This is a genomic window from Streptomyces sp. NPDC059355, assembly GCF_042752335.1.
Classification (GTDB): domain Bacteria; phylum Actinomycetota; class Actinomycetes; order Streptomycetales; family Streptomycetaceae; genus Streptomyces.
Map to the genome: position 1 here is coordinate 1 of NZ_JBHYXN010000009.1, position 25,063 is coordinate 25,063.

27 protein-coding genes are annotated in these 25,063 nt (G+C 72.1%); 13 read left to right on the forward strand and 14 right to left on the reverse strand.

Going from position 1 to position 25,063, the window contains the following annotated elements; translation table 11 throughout:
• Positions 1 to 37: 37 nt before the first annotated feature.
• From ACFXGI_RS11010 to ACFXGI_RS11020, 3 genes are all read right to left on the reverse strand, one after another.
• On the reverse strand, positions 38 to 952 hold the full coding sequence (locus ACFXGI_RS11010; protein WP_384705129.1) for a helix-turn-helix transcriptional regulator: 915 nt from the start codon (positions 950 to 952) through the stop codon (positions 38 to 40).
• Between the two features lies 1 nt (position 953).
• Complete coding sequence (locus tag ACFXGI_RS11015; protein WP_384705130.1) at positions 954 to 1,883, reverse strand: DUF4097 domain-containing protein; 930 nt, start codon at positions 1,881 to 1,883, stop codon at positions 954 to 956.
• A 176-nt stretch (positions 1,884 to 2,059) separates the two neighbouring features.
• Complete coding sequence (locus ACFXGI_RS11020; protein WP_384705131.1) at positions 2,060 to 2,992, reverse strand: LysR substrate-binding domain-containing protein; 933 nt, start codon at positions 2,990 to 2,992, stop codon at positions 2,060 to 2,062.
• 207 nt (positions 2,993 to 3,199) lie between these two features.
• On the opposite strand from ACFXGI_RS11020, the gene snpA reads away from it, so the two are divergent.
• Positions 3,200 to 3,871, forward strand: coding sequence for a snapalysin (gene snpA, locus ACFXGI_RS11025; protein ID WP_384705132.1), 672 nt, complete (start codon positions 3,200 to 3,202; stop codon positions 3,869 to 3,871).
• On the opposite strand, the gene ACFXGI_RS11030 is transcribed toward snpA, so the two are convergent.
• The 5 genes from ACFXGI_RS11030 to ACFXGI_RS11050 form a co-directional block, all read right to left on the reverse strand.
• On the reverse strand, positions 3,872 to 4,108 hold the full coding sequence (locus tag ACFXGI_RS11030; protein ID WP_384705133.1) for a hypothetical protein: 237 nt from the start codon (positions 4,106 to 4,108) through the stop codon (positions 3,872 to 3,874).
• A 38-nt stretch (positions 4,109 to 4,146) separates the two neighbouring features.
• Positions 4,147 to 4,731: a dihydrofolate reductase family protein gene (locus ACFXGI_RS11035; protein ID WP_384705134.1), complete on the reverse strand. Its 585-nt coding sequence runs from the start codon at positions 4,729 to 4,731 to the stop codon at positions 4,147 to 4,149.
• An 86-nt stretch (positions 4,732 to 4,817) separates the two neighbouring features.
• On the reverse strand, positions 4,818 to 5,429 hold the full coding sequence (locus tag ACFXGI_RS11040) for a GNAT family N-acetyltransferase (RefSeq protein WP_384705135.1): 612 nt from the start codon (positions 5,427 to 5,429) through the stop codon (positions 4,818 to 4,820).
• A gap of 136 nt (positions 5,430 to 5,565) precedes the next feature.
• Entirely contained in the window at positions 5,566 to 6,621 is a 1,056-nt protein-coding gene (locus tag ACFXGI_RS11045; RefSeq protein ID WP_384705136.1) for a family 2 encapsulin nanocompartment cargo protein polyprenyl transferase, read from the reverse strand.
• Between the two features lie 48 nt (positions 6,622 to 6,669).
• Positions 6,670 to 8,076 (reverse strand): family 2B encapsulin nanocompartment shell protein, encoded by a 1,407-nt coding sequence (locus ACFXGI_RS11050; RefSeq protein ID WP_384705137.1) that lies wholly within the window; start codon positions 8,074 to 8,076, stop codon positions 6,670 to 6,672.
• Between the two features lie 247 nt (positions 8,077 to 8,323).
• Here ACFXGI_RS11050 and ACFXGI_RS11055 point away from each other — a divergent pair, with 247 nt between their 5' ends.
• The 5 genes from ACFXGI_RS11055 (at position 8,324) to ACFXGI_RS11075 (ending at position 12,327) form a co-directional block, all read left to right on the forward strand.
• Positions 8,324 to 8,779: an RrF2 family transcriptional regulator gene (locus ACFXGI_RS11055; RefSeq protein WP_384705138.1), complete on the forward strand. Its 456-nt coding sequence runs from the start codon at positions 8,324 to 8,326 to the stop codon at positions 8,777 to 8,779.
• 152 nt (positions 8,780 to 8,931) lie between these two features.
• On the forward strand, positions 8,932 to 10,155 hold the full coding sequence (locus ACFXGI_RS11060; RefSeq protein ID WP_384705139.1) for a globin domain-containing protein: 1,224 nt from the start codon (positions 8,932 to 8,934) through the stop codon (positions 10,153 to 10,155).
• A 152-nt stretch (positions 10,156 to 10,307) separates the two neighbouring features.
• Positions 10,308 to 10,898, forward strand: a complete 591-nt coding sequence (locus ACFXGI_RS11065; RefSeq protein ID WP_384705140.1) for an N-acetylmuramoyl-L-alanine amidase — start codon at positions 10,308 to 10,310, stop codon at positions 10,896 to 10,898.
• A gap of 41 nt (positions 10,899 to 10,939) precedes the next feature.
• Entirely contained in the window at positions 10,940 to 11,422 is a 483-nt protein-coding gene (locus ACFXGI_RS11070) for a GNAT family N-acetyltransferase (protein ID WP_384705141.1), read from the forward strand.
• Positions 11,419 to 12,327 (forward strand): 1-aminocyclopropane-1-carboxylate deaminase/D-cysteine desulfhydrase, encoded by a 909-nt coding sequence (locus ACFXGI_RS11075; RefSeq protein ID WP_384705142.1) that lies wholly within the window; start codon positions 11,419 to 11,421, stop codon positions 12,325 to 12,327. The genes ACFXGI_RS11070 and ACFXGI_RS11075 overlap by 4 nt, the downstream gene beginning before the upstream one ends.
• A gap of 37 nt (positions 12,328 to 12,364) precedes the next feature.
• On the opposite strand, the gene ACFXGI_RS11080 is transcribed toward ACFXGI_RS11075, so the two are convergent.
• Complete coding sequence (locus tag ACFXGI_RS11080; protein ID WP_384705143.1) at positions 12,365 to 13,942, reverse strand: Na+/H+ antiporter; 1,578 nt, start codon at positions 13,940 to 13,942, stop codon at positions 12,365 to 12,367.
• Positions 13,943 to 14,018: 76 nt separating this feature from the next.
• Between ACFXGI_RS11080 and ACFXGI_RS11085 the strand changes: the two genes are divergently transcribed.
• The 3 genes from ACFXGI_RS11085 (at position 14,019) to ACFXGI_RS11095 (ending at position 15,952) form a co-directional block, all read left to right on the forward strand.
• Positions 14,019 to 14,279 carry a UBP-type zinc finger domain-containing protein gene (locus ACFXGI_RS11085; RefSeq protein WP_384705144.1) on the forward strand — a complete coding sequence of 87 codons (261 nt, stop codon included), beginning with the start codon at positions 14,019 to 14,021 and terminating at the stop codon, positions 14,277 to 14,279.
• Positions 14,280 to 14,483: 204 nt separating this feature from the next.
• Positions 14,484 to 14,897, forward strand: coding sequence for an anti-sigma regulatory factor (locus tag ACFXGI_RS11090; RefSeq protein ID WP_384705145.1), 414 nt, complete (start codon positions 14,484 to 14,486; stop codon positions 14,895 to 14,897).
• Positions 14,894 to 15,952 (forward strand): RNA polymerase sigma factor SigF, encoded by a 1,059-nt coding sequence (locus ACFXGI_RS11095; protein WP_384705146.1) that lies wholly within the window; start codon positions 14,894 to 14,896, stop codon positions 15,950 to 15,952. The genes ACFXGI_RS11090 and ACFXGI_RS11095 overlap by 4 nt, the downstream gene beginning before the upstream one ends.
• A 13-nt stretch (positions 15,953 to 15,965) precedes the next feature.
• Here ACFXGI_RS11095 and ACFXGI_RS11100 read toward each other — a convergent pair whose 3' ends face one another.
• Positions 15,966 to 16,403 carry a hypothetical protein gene (locus ACFXGI_RS11100; protein ID WP_384705147.1) on the reverse strand — a complete coding sequence of 146 codons (438 nt, stop codon included), beginning with the start codon at positions 16,401 to 16,403 and terminating at the stop codon, positions 15,966 to 15,968.
• 76 nt (positions 16,404 to 16,479) lie between these two features.
• Here ACFXGI_RS11100 and ACFXGI_RS11105 point away from each other — a divergent pair, with 76 nt between their 5' ends.
• Positions 16,480 to 17,445 carry a diacylglycerol/lipid kinase family protein gene (locus tag ACFXGI_RS11105; protein ID WP_384705148.1) on the forward strand — a complete coding sequence of 322 codons (966 nt, stop codon included), beginning with the start codon at positions 16,480 to 16,482 and terminating at the stop codon, positions 17,443 to 17,445.
• 322 nt (positions 17,446 to 17,767) lie between these two features.
• Positions 17,768 to 18,025: a WhiB family transcriptional regulator gene (locus ACFXGI_RS11110; RefSeq protein ID WP_004937597.1), complete on the forward strand. Its 258-nt coding sequence runs from the start codon at positions 17,768 to 17,770 to the stop codon at positions 18,023 to 18,025.
• A 158-nt stretch (positions 18,026 to 18,183) separates the two neighbouring features.
• Here ACFXGI_RS11110 and ACFXGI_RS11115 read toward each other — a convergent pair whose 3' ends face one another.
• Both ACFXGI_RS11115 and ACFXGI_RS11120 read right to left on the reverse strand, forming a co-directional pair.
• The gene (locus ACFXGI_RS11115; RefSeq protein ID WP_030859346.1) at positions 18,184 to 19,653 is read right to left on the reverse strand and encodes a sensor histidine kinase; all 1,470 of its coding nucleotides are present in this window, start codon (positions 19,651 to 19,653) and stop codon (positions 18,184 to 18,186) included.
• Positions 19,654 to 20,047: 394 nt separating this feature from the next.
• Complete coding sequence (locus ACFXGI_RS11120) at positions 20,048 to 20,641, reverse strand: TetR/AcrR family transcriptional regulator (protein WP_384705149.1); 594 nt, start codon at positions 20,639 to 20,641, stop codon at positions 20,048 to 20,050.
• 85 nt (positions 20,642 to 20,726) lie between these two features.
• On the opposite strand from ACFXGI_RS11120, the gene ACFXGI_RS11125 reads away from it, so the two are divergent.
• Together ACFXGI_RS11125 and nagB are read left to right on the forward strand one after the other, a co-directional pair.
• Entirely contained in the window at positions 20,727 to 21,488 is a 762-nt protein-coding gene (locus ACFXGI_RS11125; RefSeq protein ID WP_384705150.1) for an SDR family NAD(P)-dependent oxidoreductase, read from the forward strand.
• 210 nt (positions 21,489 to 21,698) lie between these two features.
• Positions 21,699 to 22,484, forward strand: a complete 786-nt coding sequence (gene nagB, locus ACFXGI_RS11130) for a glucosamine-6-phosphate deaminase (protein ID WP_384705151.1) — start codon at positions 21,699 to 21,701, stop codon at positions 22,482 to 22,484.
• 193 nt (positions 22,485 to 22,677) lie between these two features.
• Here nagB and ACFXGI_RS11135 read toward each other — a convergent pair whose 3' ends face one another.
• Positions 22,678 to 24,168, reverse strand: a complete 1,491-nt coding sequence (locus tag ACFXGI_RS11135) for a glycoside hydrolase family 3 protein (protein ID WP_384705152.1) — start codon at positions 24,166 to 24,168, stop codon at positions 22,678 to 22,680.
• 6 nt (positions 24,169 to 24,174) lie between these two features.
• Positions 24,175 to 24,993 carry a carbohydrate ABC transporter permease gene (locus tag ACFXGI_RS11140; protein ID WP_384705297.1) on the reverse strand — a complete coding sequence of 273 codons (819 nt, stop codon included), beginning with the start codon at positions 24,991 to 24,993 and terminating at the stop codon, positions 24,175 to 24,177.
• Positions 24,994 to 25,063 lie beyond the last annotated feature (70 nt).

The following is a 25,063-nucleotide window of genomic DNA, read 5'->3' on the forward strand; positions in this document are numbered from 1 at the left end:
CTCGCGACCTGTCGCGAGTCAGGCCGCCTCGGCTCTGCTAGCGCCGAGGACGGAGCGTCTCGGCGATGCGGTCCGCGGCCGCCGCGAGGTGGGCACGGGCCTCGGCCAGCCTGGCCGGGGTGACGCCGTGGTCGCGGGCCGCGTCGCGGATGTCGTCGCGGAAGCGGTCGAGCATCCGGTCCAGGTCACGGGCCGGGTCGCCGGTGGAGGTGAGGTCCTCGGCCCAGTGCGGGTCGGGGGCGGCGGTATCGGAGGCGGTGTCGGCAGCCGTGGCGCCCGCGTCGCCGGGCCTGGCCGTGGTGGTGGTGCCACCGAGCCAGCTGCCGGCCAGATTGCCCAGCATCCCGCCGGACTTCGCGAACTGCTCCTGGAACTGGCTCGCGATCCGCATGACCTCCTCGCGCGCCCGCTCCTGTGCCTCTTTGGCCTGGCGGCGGGCCGCTTGCGCCTCCTCGCGGGCCCGGCGGCTCTCGTCCTTCGCCCGGCGCGCCTGTTCCTTCCACTCCTGCTTGGCCTTGCGCAGCTCCTCCTTGGCCGCCGCCCAGGACGCGTCCTCGACCGGAGCCGCGGACGCGGAGGCCGCGGCCCGCATCTCGCGCCGCAGGGCGCCCGCCGCACCCCGTACGTCGTCACGGATCTCGGCGGCCAGCTCGGAGACCGAGTCACGGATCTCCAGCTCCAGGTCGGCGAGTTCACCGCCGCGGTCGGCCAGTTCGGCACGGCCCGCCTCGGTGATGGAGTACACCTTGCGCCCGCCTTCGGTGGCGTACGTGACCAGCCCCTCGGCCTCCAGCTTGGCCAGCCGGGGGTACACCGTGCCCGCGGAGGGCGCGTACAGGCCCTGGAAGCGCTCCTCCAGCAGGCGGATCACCTCGTACCCGTGCCGCGGGGCCTCGTCCAGCAGCTTGAGCAGGTAGAGGCGGAGGCGGCCGTGGGCGAAGACGGGCGGCATGTCAGAGCACCTTCTTGTCGAGCACGAGGGGGGCGGCGGAGCCTTCGTCGGCCGCGGCGTCGGCGGCCGGGCGGCGCAGCAGGGCGATGGAACCCGAGACGGTGGTCGCCCTCAGGGTGCCGGTGCCCGCGCCGAGGGTGCCGGCGATGCGCTTGGCGGCGAAGTGGCCGGAGACGAGCAGGTCCTCGAAGGCGTTGGAGACGCCGCCGGTGGCCGTGTTGGCCTCCACCCGCGCGTCGGCCGGGTGCGGGAGGCGGATCGCGACCTGCCCGGACACGGAGTTCAGGGAGATGTCCACGGGGCGCGGGGCGGCCGGGTCGAGGGCGAGGTCGATGAGCATGTCGCCGCTGACCGAGTCGGCCCGTACGCTGCCGCCCGCGCCCTCGACGACGGTCAGGCCGCCGGATACGGAGTGGAAGCCGAGCTCGCCGGTGAGGGACTGTGCCTCGACGGCGCCGGAGACGGTGTTCGCGCTGACCTTGCCGGCCAGGCCGACCAGGGTGACGTCGCCGGAGACCCCGGTGACATCGGTGCCGGCGGCGATACCGGAGACGACCGCGGCGGCTCCGACGGCCGCGACCTGCACGTGGGTGGCGGCGGGGACGGTCAGGGTGACGGTCGCGCTGCGCTCCCAGGCCTTGCGGCCGTCGGCGGAGCGGGACCAGGCCTTCCAGGGCTTGGCCTCGATCCACTGCTTGAAGCCCTGGGAGCCGTTCCAGGGGAGGTCTTCGTAGGAGACGGTGAGGGTGCCGCCCTCCTGCACGACGTACAGCGGCGGCCCGTCGACCGCGGCCACCTCCAGCCGGGCCGGCCCGTCGTCGGCGACGACGTTCACCGTGCCGCCCACGACACGGACGCGGAGCTCGGTCACCGGCTCCTCGAAGGTGAGCTTCTGCGGTTCGGCGACCGACCACGTCTTCTGCTCTGCCATGGTGCTGATCCTCCTCGGCGTACGGACACGGCACGCAACATATCGCGTCTTCTGAAGAACACGATATATCGCGGCACGTCGAAGTCAAGCCCGTTCCCCCTTGCGGGACGGCCGCGGCACGGGGGCAGCCCTCGGCGCCCCGCGCCTCGAACGGCGACGGGGGTCGACTGCCGCGGCTAAGCCGCGAGGAGGGGGCTTTCGTGGTGGTGGAGCCAGGCGCGGTACGGAGCGGTGCGCAGAGCGGCTTCGCGGTAGGCGGCGCGGAGGTCCTCGAAGACCTCGGCATGGGCGCCCGGGCGGGTGGCCAGCAGGAGCCGGACCGCCAGGGGGTCGCCGGACAGCGGGCGGATCGCCATGTCGTCGCGCGGCCCCGACGTCGGCTGGCAGGGGGCCACCGCCTCGCCGGAGACGATCAGCGAGGTCGCGGTGTGGTAGTCGGCGTGCAGTACGGGCGGGTCCAGGCCGGCCCCGGCGAACACCCGGCGCAGGCCGTCCCATTCGCCGTCCACGGAGGGGTCGACCGTCCACCGGTCGGCCGCCAGGTCCTGTAACTCCACCACCGGCCGGCGCGCCGCCGGATGGTCCCGGGACATCGACACGAACTGCGGCTCCCGCTCCATCAGTGTCCGCAGCTCCAGCCCGGCCGGCACCCGCAGCGGGCAGCCCTCCACCTCGTGGACGAACGCCACGTCCAGCTGCCCCGACGCCACCATCCTCAGCAGAGCGTTGGCGGAGACGTCCACCACCAGCGAGGTCTCCGTGTCCGGCATCCGGCGGTGGATCCGGCGCAGCCATCCCGGTATCGCGCGGCTGGCGGTGGAGCCGATGTTCAGCCGCGGCCCGCGGGCCAGCGCCCTCGCCTCCGCGACGAGCGCGGCCATCTCGGCCAGCAGCGGACGGGCCCGGCCGAGGACGGTGCGGCCGAACGGGGTGGGCCTGCAGCCGGTGCGTTCACGCAGGAACAGCTCGCCGTCCAGGGCGCGTTCGATGCGGCGCAGCTGGGTCGTCAGGGAGGGCTGGCTCACGCCGAGCTGGCGCGCGGCTTTGTGCAGACTGCCGGCGTCGGCAATGGCGCACAGCGCGCGCAGGTGCCTCACCTCGAGCTCCATGCCCCGAGAGTAGGCCGGTCCCAGGGGACCGCACCAGCCACTGATACCCCATCGAATCCCGCCATTCTCACGGAAGTTGACCTTCCGAAATCTTCCCGATAGGGCGGCGTTATCGGTGGCTGACATCATCCGCCGGCCGCTCCCGCTCCCGCAGACTCCGGTACCGAACCACCCACCCCCCGCACCGGATGAGTAGGAGCCCCCCACATGCGCCACTCCCGTACGTCCCGAAAGGCCGTCCTGGCCGCCTCCATCGGCCTCGGCTTCGCCGCCGCCCTCGGCGCCGTCCCCAGCGCCAGCGCCGCCCCCGCTCCCGCGCCCGTCGGCAACGCCGCGACCTACTCGGCGTACGAGCGCTCACAGGAGAACCAGGACGCGAACCGCGCCTTCTTCGAGGCCGTGCAGCGCTCGGTCGCCGAGCAGCGCGCCGCGAACCCGGGCGTCCTCGCGGTGACCGTCACCTACAACACGCGCAACGCGCCCAGCTTCCGCAGCCAGATAGCCGGCTCCACCCAGATATGGAACAGCTCGGTCTCGAACGTGAAGCTCCAGGAGGTCTCCTCCGGCGGGAACTTCTCGTACTACGAGGGCAACGACTCGCGCGGTTCGTACGCGAGCACGGACGGCCACGGCCGGGGCTACATCTTCCTCGACTACCGGCAGAACCAGCAGTACAACTCCACCCGGGTGACCGCGCACGAGACCGGACACGTGCTGGGCCTGCCGGACCACTACTCGGGCCCCTGCTCCGAGCTGATGTCGGGCGGCGGCCCCGGCACCTCCTGCCAGAACCCGTACCCGAACAGCGCTGAGCGCTCCCGCGTGAACCAGCTGTGGGTCAACGGGCTGGCGGCATCGGGCCTGGGCACGAAGAGCTAGCTAGAGCTCGGGGAGCTTCCCCACCTCGGCTGCGTACTCCGGGCAGTCCGGGTTCCTGCAGGGACCCGGAACCCACTCCGGGATGAAGATCCCGAGCGCTTTGCGCCGCCGTACGAGGGTGTCGACGGAGCGACCGCAGGTCGGGCACGCGAGCTGATCGTGCCCGGCCTGCGGGGCCACCACCTCGTGCGGCTGCGGGTGGCGCCGATCTTGCGTTTGGTGCTGTTCACCGGCCATACCTCCACGGTAGGCCGGTTCCGCGCGTTCGGCGGGTTTCAGCGCTTCACGGCGTACGAGCCGACGGTCTGGCCGCCGCCGAAGGCGCGGAAACCGGTCAGCTCGAGGGGGCGCACGCCGAAACCGGCGCGGGACATCGGCATGCCGGTGCCGGCGAAGAACGGGTAGGTCTTCACGACGAACTCGTCGATCTCGTCGATCAGCTGCGTCGCGAGGTCCGCCCCGCCGCACAGCCAGATGCCGAGCCCGTCGCGGGCCTTCAGCTCCCGCACCCTGGCCACGAGATCACCGCTGATCAGCCGCACCTGCGGGTCCGGAGAGGCGGTCAGCGAGCGCGAGACCACGTACTGCTCGGAGAAGTGGCCGTACGGGCTGGTCATGCCCTCCTTGAGGCCCGGCTCGTACGTCCTGCGCCCCATCAGGACCGCGTCGAAGCGCTTCGGCGGGGCGTCGGCGAGTCCGAGGTGGACGCGCCCTCGGGCGGCGATGGTCTCGGGGTACTCCTGCGCCAGGTACCCGACGAACTCCGGGTCCAGGGAGCTGTAGAAGAAGTCGCCGTCACCGTCCGGGGCCCCGATGAAACCGTCGACGGTGGTGGCGATGAAGTACGTGAGCTTGCGCAAGCGGGATCTCTTCCACTGGACGGCGCCACGGGTTCCCATGGCACGTCAATCAAAGTACTGCGAGCGCAGTGGTCACGCAAGGGCCATTACGCCGTCGCCGTCGCCGCCCCCTGCGGCTTGCGCCACATCGGCCACATCAGCGGACCCTCCGGCAGCCGCACCGCCTCGCCCGTGAACTCCCAGCCGAGCCGCTCGTACAGCCCCTTGCTCCGCTCGCTGCTCGCCTCCAGGTACACCGGCACGCCCTCGCGGTCGCAGCGCTCCAGCACCGGCCGCATCAGCTCGGTCCCGAGCCCCTCGCCCTGGCGGCCCGGGGCCACCGCGATCATCAGCAGGTACTCGTGCTCCTCGGCGGTCGGGTGGACCTCGCCCGTCAGCCGGCCGACCAGCTCGCACCGCTCGTTGTCGGGGTCGGCGGCCGCCCGCATCCTCGCCGGGATCTCGTCCTCCCCCTCCGGCTCCCCCGCCGGGATCCGCAGCCACAGGGCGGCCGCCGAGCCGTCCGCCGCGCAGTCGATCCGGCCCTCGGCCAGTGCCACGTCCACGAAGACGCCGAGGAACCTGCCGTGCACCGCCGCCCGGTGCTCGGGGTCCGGGAAGACCCAGCTGCTCACCGGGTCGGTACGGAAGGCCTCGTCGAGGAGGCGGGCCACCGCGTCCCGGTCCGACTGGTCCGCCTGACGTATCTCCAGCGCCACTGGTCACACCCTTCGCTCACGTATCAACTACCGCGAGCGATCCTAGAGTTGGCCCGGAGCGGCGGAAAGCCTCGTTCCGGCACCATGCGGTGCCGGAACGAGGCTTGCGCACGACCGTCCCCCACCTGCTACGCCCTCACCGCGTACGCCGCGTCACGAACTCCGCCAGCGCCAGCAGCCCGCCCGCCGCCCCGAGGTCCGGCACGGCCCGGGACAGCAGCTGCACCGCCCGGCCCATCCGGTCCGCGGCATGGGCCTGCGCCCAGTCGCGCCCGCCGGCCCGGTCCACCGCGTCGGCGGCCGCACGTACGTCGTCCCCCGTCATGGGGCCCGCGTACAGGGCCGCCAGCTGCTCGCCGGCCGCGGTGCCCGAGGTGAGGGCGGCCACGACCGGGAGCGACTTCTTGCGGGCGATCAGGTCCGCCCCGGCGGGCTTGCCGGTGTGCCCCGGATCCCCCCAGATGCCGATCAGGTCGTCGATCAGCTGGAAGGCCAGCCCGGCCTCCCGGCCGAACGCGTCCATCGCGTCGACCTCGTCCGGCCCGGCGCCCGCGTACAGCGCGCCGAGCGCGCAGGCGCAGCCCAGCAGGGCCCCGGTCTTGGCCGTCGCCATGGTCAGGCACTCGTCGAGCGAGACGTACGGCCGCTGCTCGAACGCGCAGTCCGCCTGCTGGCCGGCGCACAGCTCGATGACGCAGGCCGCGAGCCGCCCCGAGGCCGCCGCGGAGGCGGGGTGCGGATCCTCCGCCAGCAGCCTCAGCGCGAGCGCCATCATGGCGTCGCCGGTGATGATCGCGTCCGGTATCCCGAACACGGTCCAGGCGGTGGGCCTGCCCCGGCGCTTCGTGTCCTTGTCGATGACGTCGTCGTGCAGCAGCGTGAAGTTGTGCGCCAGCTCCACGGCCACCGCCGCCCGTACGGCGCCCTCGGCCTCCTTGTCGTCCCGGCCGCCCAGCAGCGCCCGGGCCGCGGCGAGCACGAGGGCGGGCCGGATGGCCTTGCCCGCATTGCCCGCGGCGGGGGTGCCGTCCGCCTGCTCCCAGCCGAAGTGGTACATCGCCACGCGCTTCATCGAGCCGGGCAGGCTCTCGACCGTGCGGCGCAGTTCCGGATTGACCGTCTCCCTCGTCCGCTCCAGCAGGGCCGCGGCTTCGTGGCCCTCGCCGGTCGTCATCGCCTCAGTGGTGCCCATGGCGTGTCCCCGATCCCCGATCCCCGGTTGTCGTGCCCGGCCGGCCGCTCAGCGCCGGCGGGCGATCTCGACGTTCTCCAGGATGCCGAGCGCGTCCGGCACCAGCACCGCGGCGGAGAAGTACGCGGTGACCAGGTACGAGATGATCGCCTGCTCGCTGATGCCCATGAAGCGCACCGACATGCTCGGCTCGATCTCGTCCGGGATGCCGGGCTGGTGGAGGCCGATGACACCGGACTCGTCCTCGCCGGTGCGCATGCAGAGGATGGACGTCGTCTGCGCGTCGCTGATCGGGATCTTGTTGCACGGGAAGATCGGCACACCCCGCCAGGTCGTCATCCGGGTGCCGCCGACGTCGATCGTCTCGGGGACCAGGCCGCGCTTGTTGCACTCGCGGCCGAAGGCGGCGATGGCCTTGGGGTGGGCGAGGAACATGTCGGAACCGCGCCGCATGCTGAGCAGCTGGTCCATGTCGTCGGGGCCGGGTCCGCCGTCGTGCGGCTGGATGCGCTGGCCGTAGTCGGCGTTGTGGAGCAGGCCGAACTCCGGGTTGTTGAGCATCTCGTGCTCCTGGCGCTCGCGCAGCGCCTCGACCGTGAGCCGCAACTGCTGCTCGGTCTGGTTCATCGGCTGGTTGTAGAGGTCGGCGACGCGCGTGTGCACCCGCAGGACCGTTTGTGCAATGGAGAGCTCGTACTCGCGCGGCCTGGCCTCGTAGTCCACGAAGGTGCCGGGGAGGACGGCCTCGCCGTGGTGGCCGGCCGAGAGGTCGATCGCGGCCTCGCCGTACTGGTTGGCGCGCTGGGCGGGCAGGGAGCGCTGGGCCTCCACGTGCGCGCGCAGGGAGTCGACGCGGTCGGCGAGCAGCCGGAAGTCCTGGCGGGACAGGACGAGTGCGGTACCGGAGGTGACGGCGCGGGCGGTGTACTCCCAGATCGCCTCCTCGTCGACGAGGGAGTCCTCGCCGAAGTAGGCGCCGTCGGCGACGGTCCGCAGGACGGCGTCGTCCCCGTACGGGCCGGGGCCGATCTGCTCGACGCGGCCGTGCGCCAGCAGGAACACGTTGTCGGAGGCGCTGCCGAAGGAGGTCAGCTCCTGGCCGGCCTCGAAGTCGATCTGCCGGCACCGCTGGGCGAGCTCGGTGAGCACCTCCAGGTCCTCGTAGGTGCGCAGCAGCGGGAGTTCGCCGAGCTCGGCCGGGATGACCTGGACCTGGGTCCCGGTCTTGATGAACTCCACGCGTCCGTCGCCGACCGAGTAGCTCAGCCGCCGGTTCACCCGGTACGTGCCGCCCTGTACGGACACCCACGGGAGCATCTTCAGGAGCCACCGGGAGGTGATCTCCTGCATCTGCGGCGCGGACTTGGTCGTGGTTGCCAAGTTCCGCGCGGCCGAGGTCGCAAGACTCCTCTGCGGCGCCTGGGCCTCGGATTCGGAACCTGCCTGGACCGACATGTGTATCCCTTTCGATCACTCCATGGATCTGCGGGACGCAGCCTTCCAGTACGGAACGTGGTGGGACCATTACACAAAAGGGTGGGACTACTCCGTCCGGGTGTGGGCACTCTTTGGAGTTCACCTCCTGCACACGAGACCGCTTTCATCCCACCGGTTCCGGCCAACCCCGGATTTCGGGGCGGTTCGGGGGGCGATGCGGCGGATTTAATTTGCATGACAGATGCGAATTTTCTAGAGTGGGGTCATGCGGCTGACCCGATTCACCGACCTGGCGCTGCGCGTCCTGATGCGCCTCGCCGTCGCGGACGCGGAGCTCCCGACCACGCGTGACGTGGCGGCGACCATGGAGGTCCCGTATACGCACACGGCGAAAGTGGTCGCCCGGCTGCAGCACCTCGGCCTGGTCGAGGCGCGGCGCGGCCGCGGCGGCGGGCTCGCCCTGACCGCAGCCGGGCGGGCCGCCTCGGTGGGCGGGGTCGTACGCGAACTGGAGGGTGCGGGGGACGTCGTGGACTGCGACGGCACCACCCCCTGCCCGCTGCGCGGGGCCTGCGTCCTGCGGGGCGCGCTGCGCCGGGCCCAGGAGGCCTTCTTCGCCGCACTGGACCCGCTGACGGTGGACGACCTCGTCGCGGCGCCGACCGGCCCGCTGCTGCTGGGCATCGCGGGCGGCCCACCGGGGCGGACCGCAAGCCCCTGAGCCCCGGCGGCGGTTGGCCGGTTCCCGCCACCTGACATCAACGGCCCGAACGGGTGTACCCGGACGGATCCGCATCCAAAAATAAGCATCCCAGATACCTATTAGCTGCCGTCTACCGATCCGAAGATCCGAAGCACCGAAGAGGAGCCCCCATGCTGTCCGAGAAGTCGACCGAGACCGTACGCGCCACCCTGCCCGCCGTCGGCGCGGCCATCGGCGACATCGCGGACCTCTTCTACACGAAGCTGTTCGCGGCCCGCCCCGAGCTGCTCCGCGACCTGTTCAACCGCGGCAACCAGAACGCCGGCCTCCAGAAGCAGGCCCTCGCCGGCTCCATCGCCGCCTTCGCCACCCGCCTCGTCGCCCACCCGGACACCCGCCCCGACGTGATGCTGCAGCGCATCGCGCACAAGCACGCCTCGCTCGGCGTCACCCGCGAGCAGTACCCGGTGGTCCACCGCCACCTCTTCGCGGCGATCGCCGAGATCCTCGGCGAGGCCGTCACCCCGGAGGTGGCCGAGGCCTGGGACGAGGTCTACTGGCTGATGGCCAACGCCCTGATCGCCATCGAGGAGAGGCTCTACGCCGAGCAGCAGGTCCTCGCCGGCGACGTGTGGCGCACCTGGACGGTGGCCGCCCGCGTCGAGGAGACCGCGGACTGCACCACCTTCCACCTCGCCCCGGCGGACGGCTCCGCGGCCCCCTCCTTCAAGCCCGGCCAGTACGTCTCGGTCCAGGTCGAACTGGCCGACGGGTCCCGGCAGATACGCCAGTACAGCCTTTCCGGCGCACCCGGCTCCCCCGTCCGCTCGATCACCGTCAAGCGGGTCCACGGCGAGGGCCCCGACGGCGAGGTCTCGAACCACCTCCACACCCGGATCGCGACCGGGGACGCCCTGCGGGTCTCGGCCCCGTACGGCGACCTCGTCCTGCGGGACTCCGCCGCGCCGGTCCTGCTCGCCTCGGCCGGGATCGGCTGCACCCCGATGCTCTCGATGCTGGAGCACCTCGCCGACACCGGGCACGCCGCCCCCGTGACCGTCCTGCACGCCGACCGCTCCCCCGCCGACCACGCGCTGCGGGCCGACCACCGGGCCCTGACGCACAAGCTCGCCGACGGCTCGGCCCGCTTCTGGTACGAGGCCGCCGCCGAGCCGGGCGACGGCGAGGGCCGCCTCGACCTGGCGGACGTACCGCTCGCCCCGGGCACGACGGCGTACCTCTGCGGGCCGCTCCCCTTCATGCGGGCCGTGCGCGCGCAGCTGCTCGCCAAGGGCGTCCCGGCCTCGGACATCCACTACGAGGTGTTCGGCCCGGACCTGTGGCTGGCCTCGGCCGAGGCCCCCGGATCGGCCTCCGGATCGGCCTCCGCGTAACTCCCGTGACGGGTGGGCCGGTCGGGACGAGTGTCCGGATCGGCTCGCTCGCTGTACGAAAACACTAGCCCGGAGGGGCCGCCTCCACTACACCGGAGAGCAACGAAGTGGACACGCAAGGTGACCACCGTGCATCCGGAGAGGAGGCGGCCATGTCCGCACCCATGTCCGCGGACCGGTTCATCGGCGCACTGCGGAACGAGGGCCTGACCGTCGTCGAGATCGGCGCCTGGCGCACCCACAACCGCAACCATAAGGGCCCGTGGGGCCCGGTGAACGGGGTGATGATCCACCACACCGTCACGCACGGCACGAAGTTCACCGTCGAACTCTGCCGCGACGGGGACGAGGACCTCCCCGGCCCGCTCTGCCACGGCGTGATCACCAAGGACGGCCGGGTCCACCTGGTCGGCTACGGCCGCGCCAACCACGCCGGGGCGGGCGACTCCGACGTCCTGGCGGCGGTGATCGCGGAGAAGCGGCTCCCGCCGGACCGCCGCGCGAACACCGACGGCAACCGGCACTTCTACGGCTTCGAGTGCGAGAACCTCGGCGACGGCCACGACCCCTGGCCGGAGGTCCAGCTGGACGCCATGGCCCGCGCGGCGGCGGCCCTGTGCCGGGTCCACGGCTGGACCGAACGCTCGGTGATCGGCCACCTGGAGTGGCAGCCCGGCAAGATCGACCCGAAGGGCTTCACGATGGACGCGTTCCGCGCCCGGGTGGGAGAGCGCCTCAAATAGGGGAGTTGACGCCGGGAAGACCCACCGGCTTCCCTGACCCGATGACCGATGATCTCCGAATCGAACGGGTGGCCGGCGAAGCCTCCCTCCAGGACTGGCGCCACGTCCACAACCTGATCGTTCCCCCGGACGCCCTCACCCTCGACGAGGTGCGCGAGAGGGCCGGGCGCCACATCCTGGACAACGCGTACGCCGGCGACGTGCTCGTCGGCTGCACGACCGTGCGCCGGCCCACGGCCGACGCCCCCTCGGTGGCCACCGTGATCGCCCGGATCCTGCCCGCCCACCGCGGGCAGGGCTTCGGCACCGCGCTCTACGCCCACGGCCTCGCCGAGGCACGCGCCCTCGTCCCGGCCCCCGCCGCGATCGAGACGATCGTCCTGGCCTCCAACGAGGACGGCCTGCGCTTCGCACGGTCGCGCGGCTTCACGGAGTCCGACCGCTACACCCTCGACGGCGCGACGGTCCCGTACGTCCACCTCCGCCTCCCGGCCGACGGCGCGGGGCGGACAATGGGTGGGTGAACCACTCCCCTGACCTCGGCTTCCTCCTGCGGCCCCGGCCGGCTTCGCCGGTGGTGGAGCTGGAGGACGAGCGGTTCGGGCGGTACGGGGTGCGGCTGCTGGTGAAGCGCGACGACCTGGTCCATCCCGAGCTGCCCGGGAACAAGTGGCGCAAGCTCGCGCCGAATCTGCGGGCCGCCGTCGAGGGCGGCTTCCCCGGGGTCGTGACCTTCGGCGGGGCGTACTCCAACCATCTGCGGGCCACCGCGGCGGCCGGGCGGCTGCTGGGGATGCCGACCGTCGGGATCGTCCGGGGCGACGAACTCGCGGGGCGGCCGCTCAACGACTCGCTCGCGCGGTGCGCGGCGGACGGGATGCGGCTCCGCTTCGTCACGCGTTCGGAGTACCGGCGCAAGGCGGAGCCGGAGGTACGGACGCGGCTGCTGGCGGAAGCCGGGGCGGGGTCCTCGTACCTCGTCCCCGAGGGCGGGAGCAATGCGCTCGCGCTGGAGGGGTGCGCGGAGCTGGGGCGCGAGCTGCGGGGCGTGTCGGACGTGGTCGCCGTGGCCTGCGGTACGGGGGGCACGCTGGCCGGGCTCGCGGCGGGGCTGGGGCCGGGGCAGCGGGCGCTGGGCGTGCCCGTACTGGCGGGTGGGTTCCTGGGGGCGGAGATACGTTCCCTCCAGGAGGCGGCCTTCGGCGGGCCGGCCGGGGTGTGGAGCCTGGCGGAGGGGTTCCACCACGGCGGCTACGCCCGGGTACCCGCACGGTTGGAGGCGTTCGCCGCGGACTTCGGGGAGCGGCACGGATTCCCCGTCGAGCGCATCTACGTGGCCAAGCTGCTGTGGGCCTTGGCGGCGCTCGCGGAATCGGGCGCCTTCCCCCCGGGCACGACCCTGACAGCCGTCGTCACCGGCCGCCCGTGACGGGCGACGCGCCCGGCCCGCTCCCCCGCCCGGGCCGTCAGGCCGCGTCTTCGCGGTAGGCCGCCGCCTCCTCCAGGTCCAGTCTGCGCAGGAGGCTGCGGAGCATTTCGTCGTCGATGCGGCGGTCGTCACGGAGGTTCACGAAGACCTCGCGTTCGGCCGCGATCATCTCCCGGGCCAGGCGGCGGTAGACGTCGTCCGCCGATTCACCCGTGACCGGGTTGACCTCGCCCAGCCGCTCCCAGACCGCGTTGCGGCGGCGCTCCATCACCGTGCGCAGCCGCTCCGCCAGCGGCGGCGGCAGCGCGTTCTCCGGTTCCGCCAGCAGCTCCGCCAGCCGGTCCTCCGCCGAGCGCGAGGCCTCGCTCTGGGCCTGGGCCTCCGCCAGGGTCTCCGCCTGCGCGTCCCGCTGCGGCAGCCGCAGCAGCCGGATCAGCGGCGGCAGCGTCAGCCCCTGCACCACCAGCGTGCCGATCACCGTCGTGAAGGTCAGGAAGAGGATCAGGTTCCGGTGCGGCACGCTGATCGGCACCGAGAAGGCGATCGCCAGCGAGACCACCCCGCGCATCCCCGCCCAGCCGACGACCACCGGCGACTTCCAGCTGGTGTCCGGCTCCCGTGTCCGGATCCGCTCCGACAGCCGCGGCACGAACGTCGCCGGGAACACCCACACGAAGCGGGCCACCACCACCGCCACGAACACCACCAGCGCGTACCAGGCCGCGTCCCAGCCCTCGTACTCCGCAAGCCCCTTGAGGACCACCGGCAGCTGGAGGCCGATCAGCGCGAAGACCACCGACTCCAGGATGAAGGCGACCATCCGCCACACCGCCTCCTCCTGGAGCCGGGTCGCGAAGTCGACCTGCCAGTTCCGGTGCCCCAGGTACAGCGCGACCACAACCACGGCGAGCACGCCCGAGGCGTGCACCCGCTCGGCCGCCGCGTACGCCACGAACGGGATCAGCAGGGACAGGGTGTTCTGCAGCAGCGGCTCCCGCAGCCGCTTGCGCAGGTGGTGGATCGGCACCATCAGCACCAGGCCGACGCCGACGCCGCCCACGGAGGCCAGCAGGAACTCCGCGATCCCGCCCGCCCAGCCGGCGCTCACCCCGACCGCCGCCGCCAGCGCGACCTTGTACGCGGTGATCGCGGTGGCGTCGTTCACCAGGGACTCGCCCTGCAGGATGGTCGTGATCCGGTTCGGCAGCCCCAGCTTGCGGGCGATCGCCGTCGCCGCCACCGCGTCGGGCGGCGCGATCACCGCACCCAGCACCAGCGCCACCGGCAGCGAGAGTGCCGGCACCGCCAGGTACGCCACGTACCCGACGGCGACCGTCGCGAAGAGCACGTACCCGACCGACAGCAGCGCCACGGGCCGGATGTTCGCCCGCAGGTCGAGGTACGAGCTGTCCACCGCGGCCGTGTACAGCAGCGGCGGGAGCAGCAGCGGCAGCACGATGTGCGGGTCGAGGGCGTACGAGGGCACGCCCGGGATGTACGCGGCCATCAGACCGGCGGCGACCAGCAGCAGGGGCGCGGGCACCCGGGTCCACCGGGCGGCCCCGGCAACGACCGCACTGCCCGCCACCAGCGCCACCAGCGGCAATACCTCCATCGAAGATCCATCCTCGCTCGTCGTCGCTGACCGGCATGTCGTCCTGAGGCGCCCGCACGTCAGTACGCTGGCCATCATGAGCGAGTGCACCCACGTTGCCGAACTGCCGCGCCCCGAGCCCGTCCCGAGTGCCCTGACATGCTCCGAATGTCTGGCACTGGGCAGCCACCCGGTGCAGTTGCGGATGTGCCTGGAGTGCGGGTACGTGTCATGCTGCGATTCCTCCCCGCACCGGCACGCCACCGCGCACCATCAGAGCACCGGCCATCCGGTCATGCGGAGCTTCGAACCGGGCGAGACCTGGCGGTGGTGTTATCCCGACGGTTCGATCGTCTGAGTCGGGGTAGGTCAACCCTCCGCCGGTTCCCCTGATTTGGGCCCGCAGACCCCTAGCCACTGTGCGTACCCAAGGGCATACCATCAGTCACTGGCCGTAGGCGGGGGTGCCTGTAACAGGCCCCATGAGGGGTGCCGCGACACGATCGCCCGGATCGCGATAGCGTCACCGGCGAACAGAGCTCGTACCACCTTGGAGGTGAGGGTGTCCCATATCGCAGGCGAGCCCGGGACCCAGGACTTCGTGGAAGTCCGGCTGCCCGCTGCGGGTGCCTACCTGTCGGTGCTGCGAACGGCCACGGCCGGCCTCGCGGCACGTTTGGACTTCACCCTCGACGAGATCGAGGACCTCCGCATCGCGGTGGACGAGGCCTGCGCGATCCTGCTTCAACAGGCCGTGCCGGGCTCCGTCCTCAGCTGCGTGTTCCGGTTGGTCGACGACTCGCTGGAGGTGACGGTCTCCGCACCGACCACGGACGGACGTGCGCCCGAGCGCGACACGTTCGCCTGGACCGTCCTGTCGGCGCTGGCCGGCAAGGTCGAGTCCACGGTCGAGGAGGACCGGACGGTGAGCATCAGCCTCTACAAACAGCGCGGCGCGGGTCCAGGCCCGGCGTGAGCAGCGGGGAGATCCCGGTGCGGGGCGGGGATCGGCCCCGGGTACGGCACGAGGTCGACGGCGGCATCCCGGAGCAGCAGCACGCCCGGCCGCACCCGGCTGACGCGGATGCGGAATACGGCTTTTTGGACTCGGCGGAGCGACGGGCGGGCCCTATGAGCGGGAACCAGCACGAAGAACCACACGTCTCACAACCACCCGGGGCCGCTGCCACGGCCCCGGACACGGAACCGAAACCGGTGGGGGGACAGCCGGAGGCGGACACGCCACTGCCGCCGGCGCCCCCGGCGCTGCCCGATCCGCGCGACCGCAGCGGCGCGCGGGCCCTGTTCATCGAGCTGCGGGCGCTGCCCGACGGCTCGGTGGAGAAGGCGGAGCTGCGCAACCGGCTCGTACGGATGCACCTGCCGCTGGTCGAGCACCTCGCCCGGCGGTTCCGCAACCGCGGTGAGCCGCTGGACGACCTGACCCAGGTCGCCACCATCGGCCTGATCAAGTCGGTGGACCGCTTCGACCCGGACCGCGGGGTCGAGTTCTCCACCTACGCCACGCCCACCGTGGTCGGCGAGATCAAGCGGCACTTCCGCGACAAGGGCTGGGCCGTACGCGTGCCGCGGCGCCTGCAGGAGCTGCGGCTCTCGCTGACCACGGCCACGGCGGAGCTGTCCCAGCAGCACGGCCGCTCCCCCACCGTGCACGAGCTCGCGGAACGGCTCGGGATCTCCGAGGAGGAGGTGCTGGAGGGGCTGGAATCGGCCAATGCCTACAGCACGCTCTCCCTCGACGTCCCGGACACCGACGACGAGTCGCCGGCGGTGGCGGACACGCTGGGCTCGGAGGACGAGGCGCTGGAGGGCGTCGAGTACCGCGAGTCGCTCAAGCCGCTCCTGGAGGGGTTGCCCCCGCGGGAGAAGCGGATCCTGCTGCTGCGGTTCTTCGGCAACATGACCCAGTCGCAGATCGCACAGGAGGTCGGCATCTCCCAGATGCACGTCTCCCGGCTGCTGGCCCGCACCCTGGCCCAGCTGCGCGAGAAGCTCCTCGTCGAGGAGTAGGAACGGAAACGGGCTATCGGGCCTGCTCGCCGGGCCCGATTCCCAGCGCCTCGGTCGCCGTGGGGTTCACCAGCAGGGCCGAGACGGCCACCGCGGCCGCGGCCAGCGCCACGGCGGCGGCGATCATCGCCCCGCCCGTGGAGTACAGGGTCCAGGCCACCGGCAGTGCCATCAGCTGGGTGATCAGCGCGGGCCCGCGGCTCCAGCGCCGGCCCAGCCTCAGCCCGCGGGCCGCGACCAGCGGCAGCGCGGCGAGCAGGAACAGCGTGATCCCGCCGGTCTCGGCCTGCTGCGGGGAGTCGGGGTCGCCGACGATGCCCACGAACAGCATGTACGCGCCGAGGCCGGCCAGGGCCAGGCCCTCCAGCGCGGTCAGCGCGGCGGCGGCGGTGAGCCGCCGGGGCAGCGGGGCGGTCGGCTGGGCCGGGGCGGGGGTGGGCTTCGTACTCACCCCAGCAGGGTAGCCGCGGCCCCGTACGGGACGGGCAGTATGGGCCGCGTCCGTACGGGTCGGTAGGCTGGCGGTCATGCGTGCACTTCTCGTGGCCAATCCAGCAGCAACGACCACCAGTGCGCGCACGCGCGACGTCCTCACCCACGCCCTGGCCAGCGAGATGAAGCTGGAGGCGGTGACCACCGAGTACCGGGGGCACGCCCGGGACCTGGGCCGCAGGGCGGCCGAGCACGGGATCGACCTCGTGGTGGCGCTCGGCGGCGACGGCACGGTCAACGAGGTGGTCAACGGACTGCTGCACAACGGGCCGGATCCGGAGCGGCTGCCGCGGCTGGCGGTGGTCCCCGGCGGCTCGACCAACGTGTTCGCCCGCGCGCTCGGACTGCCCAACGACGCGGTCGAGGCGACCGGCGCCCTGCTCGACGCGCTGCGGGAGCAGCGCGAGCGGACGGTGGGGCTCGGACTGGCGGCCGGCACTCCGGGCACGGAGGACGAGTCGGTTCCGGCGCGCTGGTTCACGTTCTGCGCGGGCTTCGGTTTCGACGCCGGGGTGGTGGGCCGGGTCGAGCAGCAGCGGGAGCGCGGCAAGCGTTCGACGCACGCTCTGTATGTACGACAGCTGATGCGCCAGTTCTGGGAGGAGCCGAACCGGCGCCACGGCGCGTTGACGCTGGAGCGTCCCGGCGCGGATCCCGTGACGGATCTGGTGCTGTCGATAGTCTGCAACACCTCGCCGTGGACGTATCTAGGGAATCGCCCGATTTACGCCTCCCCGGAGGCGTCGTTCGATACTGCGCTTGACGTATTGGCACTCAACCGTTTGTCAACTCCGACGGTCGCCCGCTACGCCACGCAGCTCCTGACCTCGACTCCTGAGCGTGGTCCGCGCGGCAAGCATGCGGTGTCTCTGCACGATCTGACGGACTTCACCTTGCATTCGAAGGTTCCCCTTCCGTTCCAGATGGACGGAGACCACCTCGGCCTGCGCACCAGCGTTCGGTTCACAGGCGTACGCCGGGCACTGCGTATGATTGTGTGAGTGGAAGGGCCTAAAGTCCTTTCACTCGAACGTTTACACGCCGGTCCACCCTCACGATGTAGGGCTGTGACCTAGTAGACACCGACGAATCAAAAAAAACTTTCCGGAAGGGGTTGTATCCCCGTCCGAGGTTTGCGAATCTCTTCATGGCGATCGGGACAGCCCGCAGAACCCGGCACCCACACAGACCGCCAGAACCCCTCCACGAGTCCCTGACTGACCTTCCAGGAAACTGGGCGGTCGCCCTTCCCTCACGGGGGGATTCGTGAAAGCGTTCACATTCACAAGCAACCTGCCCGCAATACAAGGAGATGGAGCAGCCATGGACTGGCGTCACAACGCCGTTTGCCGCGAGGAAGACCCGGAACTCTTCTTCCCCATCGGCAACACCGGTCCTGCGCTGCTGCAGATCGAGGAAGCCAAGGCCGTCTGCCGCCGCTGCCCCGTCATGGAGCAGTGCCTGCAGTGGGCGCTCGAGTCCGGTCAGGACTCCGGCGTCTGGGGCGGTCTCAGCGAGGACGAGCGCCGCGCGATGAAGCGCCGCGCCGCTCGCAATCGGGCGCGCAACGCCACCGCCTGACATCGACTTTCGAGCCTCGAGCCGCAGCGCGTAGCAACACCACACCAGCGCTCAGCAACGTGCTCTTGAGCCCCGGACCGAGAAGTTTTCGGTCCGGGGCTCAGTGCTGTCCGGGGTGGGGCCGCTCGGTTCCGTCACGTTGGGTGACGGAACCGTCGTCACTTCTGCGGGCTGGCCGGGATGTCGAGGACGACCTTGGTGCCGCGCGGTTCCGCCCGGAGCATGTCGAACGTGCCGCCGAGTTCGCCCTCGACCAGGGTCCGGACGATCTGGAGTCCGAGGTTCCCGGCGCGCTGCGGGTCGAAGCCCTCGGGCAGACCGGAGCCGTCGTCGAGCACGGTGATCAGCAGCCGGCCGTCCGCGCGGCCGGAGCCGGTACGGATCGCGGACACCTCGACCCGGCCGCCCTCCCCCTGGGTGAAGGCGTGCTCCAGGGCGTTCTGGAGGATCTCGGTCAGCACCATCGACAGCGGAGTGGCGACCTCCGCGTCCAGGATTCCGAACCGTCCGGTGCGCCGGCACTCCACCTTGCCCGGCGAGATCTCGGCGACCATCGCGATCACGCGGTCGGCGATCTCGTCGAACTCGACCCGCTCGTCCAGGTTCTGAGAGAGCGTCTCGTGCACGATCGCGATCGAACCGACCCGGCGCACGGCCTCGTTGAGCGCCTCACGGCCGCCCTCGGAATCCATCCGGCGGGCCTGTAGCCGCAGGAGGGCGGCCACGGTCTGGAGGTTGTTCTTCACCCGGTGGTGGATCTCCCGGATGGTCGCGTCCTTGGTGATCAATTCGCGTTCGCGACGGCGGAGTTCCGTCACGTCCCGGCACAGGACGAGGGAGCCGATCCGGACGCCCTTGGGCTTGAGCGGGATGGCGCGCAGCTGGATGACCCCGCCGTTGCCCTCGACCTCGGTCTCGCGCGGGGCCCAGCCGCTGGCGAGCTTGACGATCGCCTCGTCCACGGGGCCGCGGGTGGGGGCGAGTTCGGAGGTGGTGGTGCCCAGGTGCTGGCCGACGAGGTCGGCGGCGAGGCCGAGCCGGTGGTACGCGGACAGAGCGTTCGGGGAGGCGTACGTGACCACGCCGTCGGCGTCGAGCCGCATCAGGCCGTCCCCGGCGCGCGGGGAGGCGTCCATGTCGACCTGCTGGCCGGGGAACGGGAAGGAGCCGGCCGCGATCATCTGGGCCAGGTCGGACGCGGACTGGAGGTAGGTGAGCTCCAGCCGGCTCGGTGTACGCACAGTGAGCAGGTTGGTGTTCCGGGCGATCACCCCGAGCACCCGGCCCTCGCGGCGCACCGGGATGGACTCGACGCGGACGGGCACCTCCTCGCGCCACTCCGGGTCGCCCTCGCGCACGATCCGGCCCTCGTCGAGCGCGGCGTCGAGCAGCGGGCGGCGCCCGCGCGGAACCAGGTGGCCGACCATGTCGTCCTGGTACGAGGTGGGGCCGGTGTTGGGGCGCATCTGCGCGACCGAGACGTACCGGGTGCCGTCGAGGGTGGGGACCCACAGCACGAGGTCCGCGAAGGAGAGGTCGGAGAGCAGCTGCCACTCCGAGACCAGCAGGTGGAGCCACTCCAGGTCGGTTTCACTGAGAGCGGTGTGCTGGCGTACGAGGTCGTTCATGGAGGGCACGGGCCGAGCGTACCCCGGGTATGGGCCATGACTTTCCCCACCGCGACTACTCAGGAGTATCCAGGAGGCACTCCGGCCGCGTACTGTTGGATGAAGTGACGGGATCGTAGAGCCCGCCATTGGATGGACAGAACAGATTGGTCTAGTCCACAATTGCCCTATGCTTCCGCCCTCCCCGCACAGGAGGACGGATCGAGGTAAGCCGCGCGCTCTGCCCTGACCGCGCGGGCACCTCCCACCGGCCGCCGGGAACCGCACACCCGCCGGCCGTAAGTACTCCGGGCTACGGTGCCGGACGGGTTGAGGGTCCCGACCCGGCACCGTGGCCCAGAGGAATGCGGCTCCCCGCGGCGCGATTCCCGGGACCCGCCCCCGCCCGCCGGCCCTACCGAGGCCAGGCCCCCATCGCCAGTTCCGCCACGGCTTCCAGTTCTTCCCGGCTCGCGCCGTCGCGCGACTGCTGGGACATCCCGATCAGCACCGCCAGCGCGTAGCGGGCCAGCGCCTGCGCGTCCGTACCGGCGGGCAGTGCGCCGGTGGCGACATCGGCGCGGATCCTGCGCTCGAACATCTCCAGGTTGGCGTCGCGGCGCTCGCGCAGGGCCTGCGCGACCTCCTGCGAGGTGGTGTTCACGGCCGCGCTGATCACCAGGCAGCCCGGCGGGTGGGCCGGGTCCGTGTAGATCTCCGCGGCCTCGCGCAGGACGCGGCGCAGGCCCGCCACGGCGGTGGGCTCCTCCGCCAGGGCCGCGCGCGCGAAATCGGTGTACCGGCCGCCGTAGACCACCACGACCTCGTCGAAGAGCTTGCGCTTGTCGCCGAAGGCGGCGTACAGGCTGGGCGCGCCGATGCCGAGCGAGGCGGTCAGGTCGGAGATCGAGGTCGCCTCGTAGCCGTGCTCCCAGAAGGCCAGCATCGCCTTGTCGAGGGCGGCGTCGCGGTCGAAGGAGCGCGGTCTGCCGCGCTGTCCGGTCACCATGCGCAGATTCTATAGCGGGCGTTACGGAATCTGGTACGGTCCCTTTCTGTAGCGACCACTAGCGAATGCTGAAGGGGGGCGCGTCATGGGCGTGCTCAAGGGGAAGACGGCACTGGTCACGGGCGGCAGCCGGGGGATCGGGCGGGCGGTGGCGCAGCGGCTCGCCCGGGACGGGGCGCTGGTCGCCGTGCACTACGGGCGCAACGAGCAGGCGGCGAAGGAGACGGTCGCCGCGATCGGGGCGGCGGGCGGGCGGGCGTTCGCGATCGGGGCCGAGCTCGGGGTGCCGGGCGACGCGCAGGCGCTGTGGGCGGCGTACGGGGAGCACCCGCTGCACACCGACGGGGTCGACATCCTGGTCAACAACGCGGGCGCCGCCACCTTCGCCGGGCTCGCGGACACCGACGAGGAGACGTACGACCGCGTCCACGCGCTCAACGCGAAGGCGCCCTTCTTCGTGATCAAGCACGGCCTGGCGCGACTGCGGGACGGGGGCCGGATCGTGAACGTGACCGGCACCCCGGAGATCGCCCTGCCGGCGATCCTGGCCACCATCACCGCCAAGGGCGCGGTGAACGCGCTGACCCGCTCGCTCGCCGCCGAACTGGCCCCGCGCGGGATCACCGTGAACTCGGTGGGCCCCGGCATCACGGACACCGAGCTCAGCGCCGGCTGGCTGGCGGACCCCGCGGCGCGGGCGCACGCGGCCTCCCGCTCCGTCTTCGGGCGGGTGGGCACGGCGGAGGAGGTGGCCGACGTGGTGGCCTTCCTGGCCTCGGCGGACGCCCGCTGGGTGACGGGCCAGCACCTGGACGCGACGGGCGGCCTCCAGCTGTCGCTGCTCTGAGCGCTGCGCGGCCGGCCCTGGGGAATGCCGTCGCAGCGGCGGGGGATCCCCCGGGCCGGGCTGCACGCCTCGGCGCGGAGGCCGACGATGGGAGTGGAGGACGGGGGCGAACGAAAGCGAACGGGAGTGGGCACGGACCGGCCGCAGACGCCCCGCCTCTGCTAGATTGGTCTATACCACATCGTCCCACTCCAGATCGGCAGGCCCCGCGTGGAAGTTGTCATCGTCCCCGACGCCAAGGCAGGCGGCGAGCTCATCGCGGAGGCCATGGCCGCCTTGGTCCGCCGCAAGCCCGACGCCCTGCTCGGCGTGGCGACCGGCTCCACCCCGCTGCCCGTCTACGAGGCGCTGGCCGCAAAGGTCAGGGGCGGCGAGGTCGACGCCTCCCGGGCGCGGATCTGCCAGCTCGACGAGTACGTCGGCCTGCCGGCCGGGCACCCGGAGTCCTACCGAGCGGTCGTACTGCGCGAGGTCGTGGAGCCCCTGGGCCTGTCCGAGGCCTCGTTCATGGGCCCGGACGGCTCCGCCGAGGACATCGTGGCCGCGTGCGAGGCGTACGACCGCGCACTGGCCGAGGCGGGCGGGGTGGACCTGCAGCTGCTCGGCATCGGCACGGACGGGCACATCGGCTTCAACGAGCCGTGCTCCTCGCTGGCGTCGCGCACCCGGATCAAGACGCTGACGCAGCAGACGCGGGTCGACAACGCGCGGTTCTTCGAGGACGACATGGAGCAGGTGCCCCACCACGTCATCACGCAGGGGATCGGGACGATACTCGACGCCCGCCACCTGGTGCTGCTCGCGACCGGCGAGGGCAAGGCGGAGGCCGTCGCGCAGACCGTCGAGGGCCCGCTGTCCGCGCTGGTCCCGGCCTCGGCGCTGCAACTGCACCGCCATGCCACGGTCATCGTGGACGAGGCGGCGGCGTCGAAGCTGAAGCTTGCGGACTACTTCCGGCACACGTACGCCGACAAGCCCGCGTGGCAGGGGCTTTAGGCGGCACCTTCCCACGCGCACGAAGGGCCGGGCTCCCGCGGGGAGCCCGGCCCTTGCGCGTCCGCACGGCTGCCGGGGCCCCCACAGACCCCGCGAACCGCACGGAGCGTACGGGCCCGGGTATGCCCGCGCCCCCGGGACAGGGTGTGTCCTGGGGGCACGGGACAGGGCGGACCGGGAGCTCCGGGACTGGTCAGGTCCCGGCGATCAGCTCCGCCGCCGCCCTGCCGCAGACCCGCGAGGCACCGTGCGTCGCGATGTGCAGCGCCCCGCGCGGCTCGGCCCGCGGTACGCCCATCTCGACCACGACGGTCTCCGGGCGGGCCTCGACCAGCGCCTCCAGGGCCTGCGCCATCCACGGGTGCCGGTGCGCGTCGCGGACCACCATCACGACGGTCCGCTCCCCCGCCGCCGCGAGCACGTCGGCGGCCGTGGCCCCCTCGGGGAACACCCCGGAGGCGGTTCCCGGTACCAGCGCGGCCAGTTCGGCCGCCACGCCCCACGGGGTCTCGTCGCCCACCGCGATGTTCGCGACGGGTGCGAGCGTGGCCACGTACGGGGCGGTCACGGGCTCGGCAGTGCCGGTGATGACCAGCGCGCGGCGGGCCGCCGCCAGGCCGATGCCGGGCGCGCTCCCCTCCTGCGGCGCGCCCGGCGCGGCGGCGGCCCGGGCCTGCCGGGTCCATGAGGCCAGCTCCCTTACCCGGGCGGCGGCGTCGGCGAGCCGCTCCGCCGGGAGCGCGCCCTCCCGTACGGCCGCGACCAGGGCGTCGCGCAGCCGCAGCACGGTGGCCTCGTCGGCGAGCCCGCCGCCGACGCAGATCGCGTCGGCGCCGGCCGCGATGGCGAGGACCGAGCCGCGCTCGATGCCGTACGTCCCGGCGATGGCGTTCATCTCCATGCCGTCGGTGACGATGAGGCCCTCGTAGCCGAGCTCCTTGCGCAGCAGCCCGGTCAGGATCTGCGGGCTGAGCGTGGCCGGGCGGGTCGGGTCCAGGGCGGGCACCAGGATGTGCGCGCTCATCACGGCCTTGGTGCCGGCCGCGATGGCCGCCTTGAACGGGACCAGTTCGCGGGCGGCCAGCGTGTCCAGGTCCGCGTCGATGCGCGGCAGCGCGTGGTGCGAGTCGACGTTGGTGTCGCCGTGGCCCGGGAAGTGCTTGGTGCAGGCGGCGACGCCGGCGGCCTGCAGGCCCTCGACGTACGCGGCGGTGTGCCGGGCGGCGAGCCGGGTGTCGGCGCCGAAGGACCGTACGCCGATGACCGGGTTGTCCGGGTTGGAGTTGACGTCGGCGGACGGCGCCCAGTTGAGGTTGACCCCGCACTCGGCGAGGCGGCGGCCCAGCTCGCGGGCCACGTCCCGGGTGAGGCCGGTGTCGTCGACGGCGCCGAGGGCCAGGTTGCCGGGGAAGGACGAACCGCCCCGGACCTCCAGGCGGGTGACGTCGCCGCCCTCCTCGTCGATGGCGACCAGGACGTCGTCGCGCTCGGCGCGCAGCTGCGCGGTGAGCGCGGCGAGCTGCCCGGGCGAGGCGATGTTGCGGCCGAACAGGCCGACGGCGGTCAGCCCTTCGCCCACCTGGCGGAGCAGCCACGCCGGGGCGGTGGTGCCTTCGAAGCCGGGCTGGAGGACCGCGAGGGCGTCGCGGGTCAAGGTGTCGGCGCCGTGCGCAAGGAGGGTCATGCGGCGTTATCCCTTCACTGCGCCGGCGGTCATGCCGCCGACGGCCTTGCGCTGGAGGAAGACGAAGATCACCAGGACCGGGACCGCGAACAGCGAGGACGCGGCCATGGTGGCGCCCCAGTCGTTGCCGAAGGCGGTCTGGAACTGGGTCAGCCACAGGGGCAGGGTCTGCGCGGTCTTGTCCTTGTTGAGGATCAGGACCATCGCGAACTCGTTCCAGGCGGTGATGAAGCCGAAGAGCGAGGTGGACATCAGGCCGGGGGCGAGCAGCGGGAAGATCACCTTGCGGAAGGCCTGGCCGCGGGTGCAGCCGTCGATCTGGGCGGCCTCCTCCAGCGTCACCGGGACGGCGGCGATGAAGCCGCGCAGGGTCCAGATGGTGAAGGGCAGGACCATCACGAAGTAGATCGCGGTCAGCAGCGGGAGGCTGTTCAGCATCTCGGCGTCGCGGGCGATCATGTACATCGCGATGACCATGACCTCCCAGGGGGCCATCTGCGCCATCATCACGCCGAGTACGAGGCCCTTGCGGCCCTTGAACTTCATGCGGGCGATGGCGAAGCTCGCGGCGTGGGCCACGACCAGGGCCAGCGCGACGGCGCCGACGGTGACGAGCAGGCTGTTCGTCACGTACGTCCAGAACAGCTCGACGCCCGTGGCCTTGGTGAAGTTGTCCAGCGTCGGGGTGAAGACGAAGACGGGGGCCTTGGAGAGGATCTGCCCGGACGGCTTGAGCGCCGAGGAGAACATCCAGTAGACCGGGAAGACGAAGACCACGGCCACGACGAGCGCGCCCAGGTTCTTCGCCACCGTGGCGGGGCGCAGCGGGCGGCGCTTGCGCAGCTGCTGTGCGGGCTTCGCGGGCTGCGGCGCGGCGGGTGCGGGCTTCGGGGCG

What these genes read in the sequence shown, in the direction of transcription:
- ACFXGI_RS11085 (WP_384705144.1), top strand. Translation starts at nt 14,019, where the DNA reads ATGAGCGAGTGCACCCACGTTGCCGAACTGCCGCGCCCCGAGCCCGTC.
- ACFXGI_RS11050 (WP_384705137.1), bottom strand. Translation starts at nt 8,076, where the DNA reads ATGTCGGTCCAGGCAGGTTCCGAATCCGAGGCCCAGGCGCCGCAGAGG.
- ACFXGI_RS11020 (WP_384705131.1), bottom strand. Translation starts at nt 2,992, where the DNA reads ATGGAGCTCGAGGTGAGGCACCTGCGCGCGCTGTGCGCCATTGCCGAC.
- ACFXGI_RS11060 (WP_384705139.1), top strand. Translation starts at nt 8,932, where the DNA reads ATGCTGTCCGAGAAGTCGACCGAGACCGTACGCGCCACCCTGCCCGCC.
- ACFXGI_RS11105 (WP_384705148.1), top strand. Translation starts at nt 16,480, where the DNA reads ATGCGTGCACTTCTCGTGGCCAATCCAGCAGCAACGACCACCAGTGCG.
- ACFXGI_RS11045 (WP_384705136.1), bottom strand. Translation starts at nt 6,621, where the DNA reads ATGGGCACCACTGAGGCGATGACGACCGGCGAGGGCCACGAAGCCGCG.
- ACFXGI_RS11110 (WP_004937597.1), top strand. Translation starts at nt 17,768, where the DNA reads ATGGACTGGCGTCACAACGCCGTTTGCCGCGAGGAAGACCCGGAACTC.
- ACFXGI_RS11065 (WP_384705140.1), top strand. Translation starts at nt 10,308, where the DNA reads ATGTCCGCACCCATGTCCGCGGACCGGTTCATCGGCGCACTGCGGAAC.
- ACFXGI_RS11120 (WP_384705149.1), bottom strand. Translation starts at nt 20,641, where the DNA reads ATGGTGACCGGACAGCGCGGCAGACCGCGCTCCTTCGACCGCGACGCC.
- ACFXGI_RS11015 (WP_384705130.1), bottom strand. Translation starts at nt 1,883, where the DNA reads ATGGCAGAGCAGAAGACGTGGTCGGTCGCCGAACCGCAGAAGCTCACC.
- snpA (WP_384705132.1), top strand. Translation starts at nt 3,200, where the DNA reads ATGCGCCACTCCCGTACGTCCCGAAAGGCCGTCCTGGCCGCCTCCATC.
- ACFXGI_RS11115 (WP_030859346.1), bottom strand. Translation starts at nt 19,653, where the DNA reads ATGAACGACCTCGTACGCCAGCACACCGCTCTCAGTGAAACCGACCTG.
- ACFXGI_RS11070 (WP_384705141.1), top strand. Translation starts at nt 10,940, where the DNA reads ATGACCGATGATCTCCGAATCGAACGGGTGGCCGGCGAAGCCTCCCTC.
- ACFXGI_RS11135 (WP_384705152.1), bottom strand. Translation starts at nt 24,168, where the DNA reads ATGACCCTCCTTGCGCACGGCGCCGACACCTTGACCCGCGACGCCCTC.
- ACFXGI_RS11010 (WP_384705129.1), bottom strand. Translation starts at nt 952, where the DNA reads ATGCCGCCCGTCTTCGCCCACGGCCGCCTCCGCCTCTACCTGCTCAAG.
- ACFXGI_RS11125 (WP_384705150.1), top strand. Translation starts at nt 20,727, where the DNA reads ATGGGCGTGCTCAAGGGGAAGACGGCACTGGTCACGGGCGGCAGCCGG.
- ACFXGI_RS11055 (WP_384705138.1), top strand. Translation starts at nt 8,324, where the DNA reads ATGCGGCTGACCCGATTCACCGACCTGGCGCTGCGCGTCCTGATGCGC.
- ACFXGI_RS11030 (WP_384705133.1), bottom strand. Translation starts at nt 4,108, where the DNA reads ATGGCCGGTGAACAGCACCAAACGCAAGATCGGCGCCACCCGCAGCCG.
- ACFXGI_RS11080 (WP_384705143.1), bottom strand. Translation starts at nt 13,942, where the DNA reads ATGGAGGTATTGCCGCTGGTGGCGCTGGTGGCGGGCAGTGCGGTCGTT.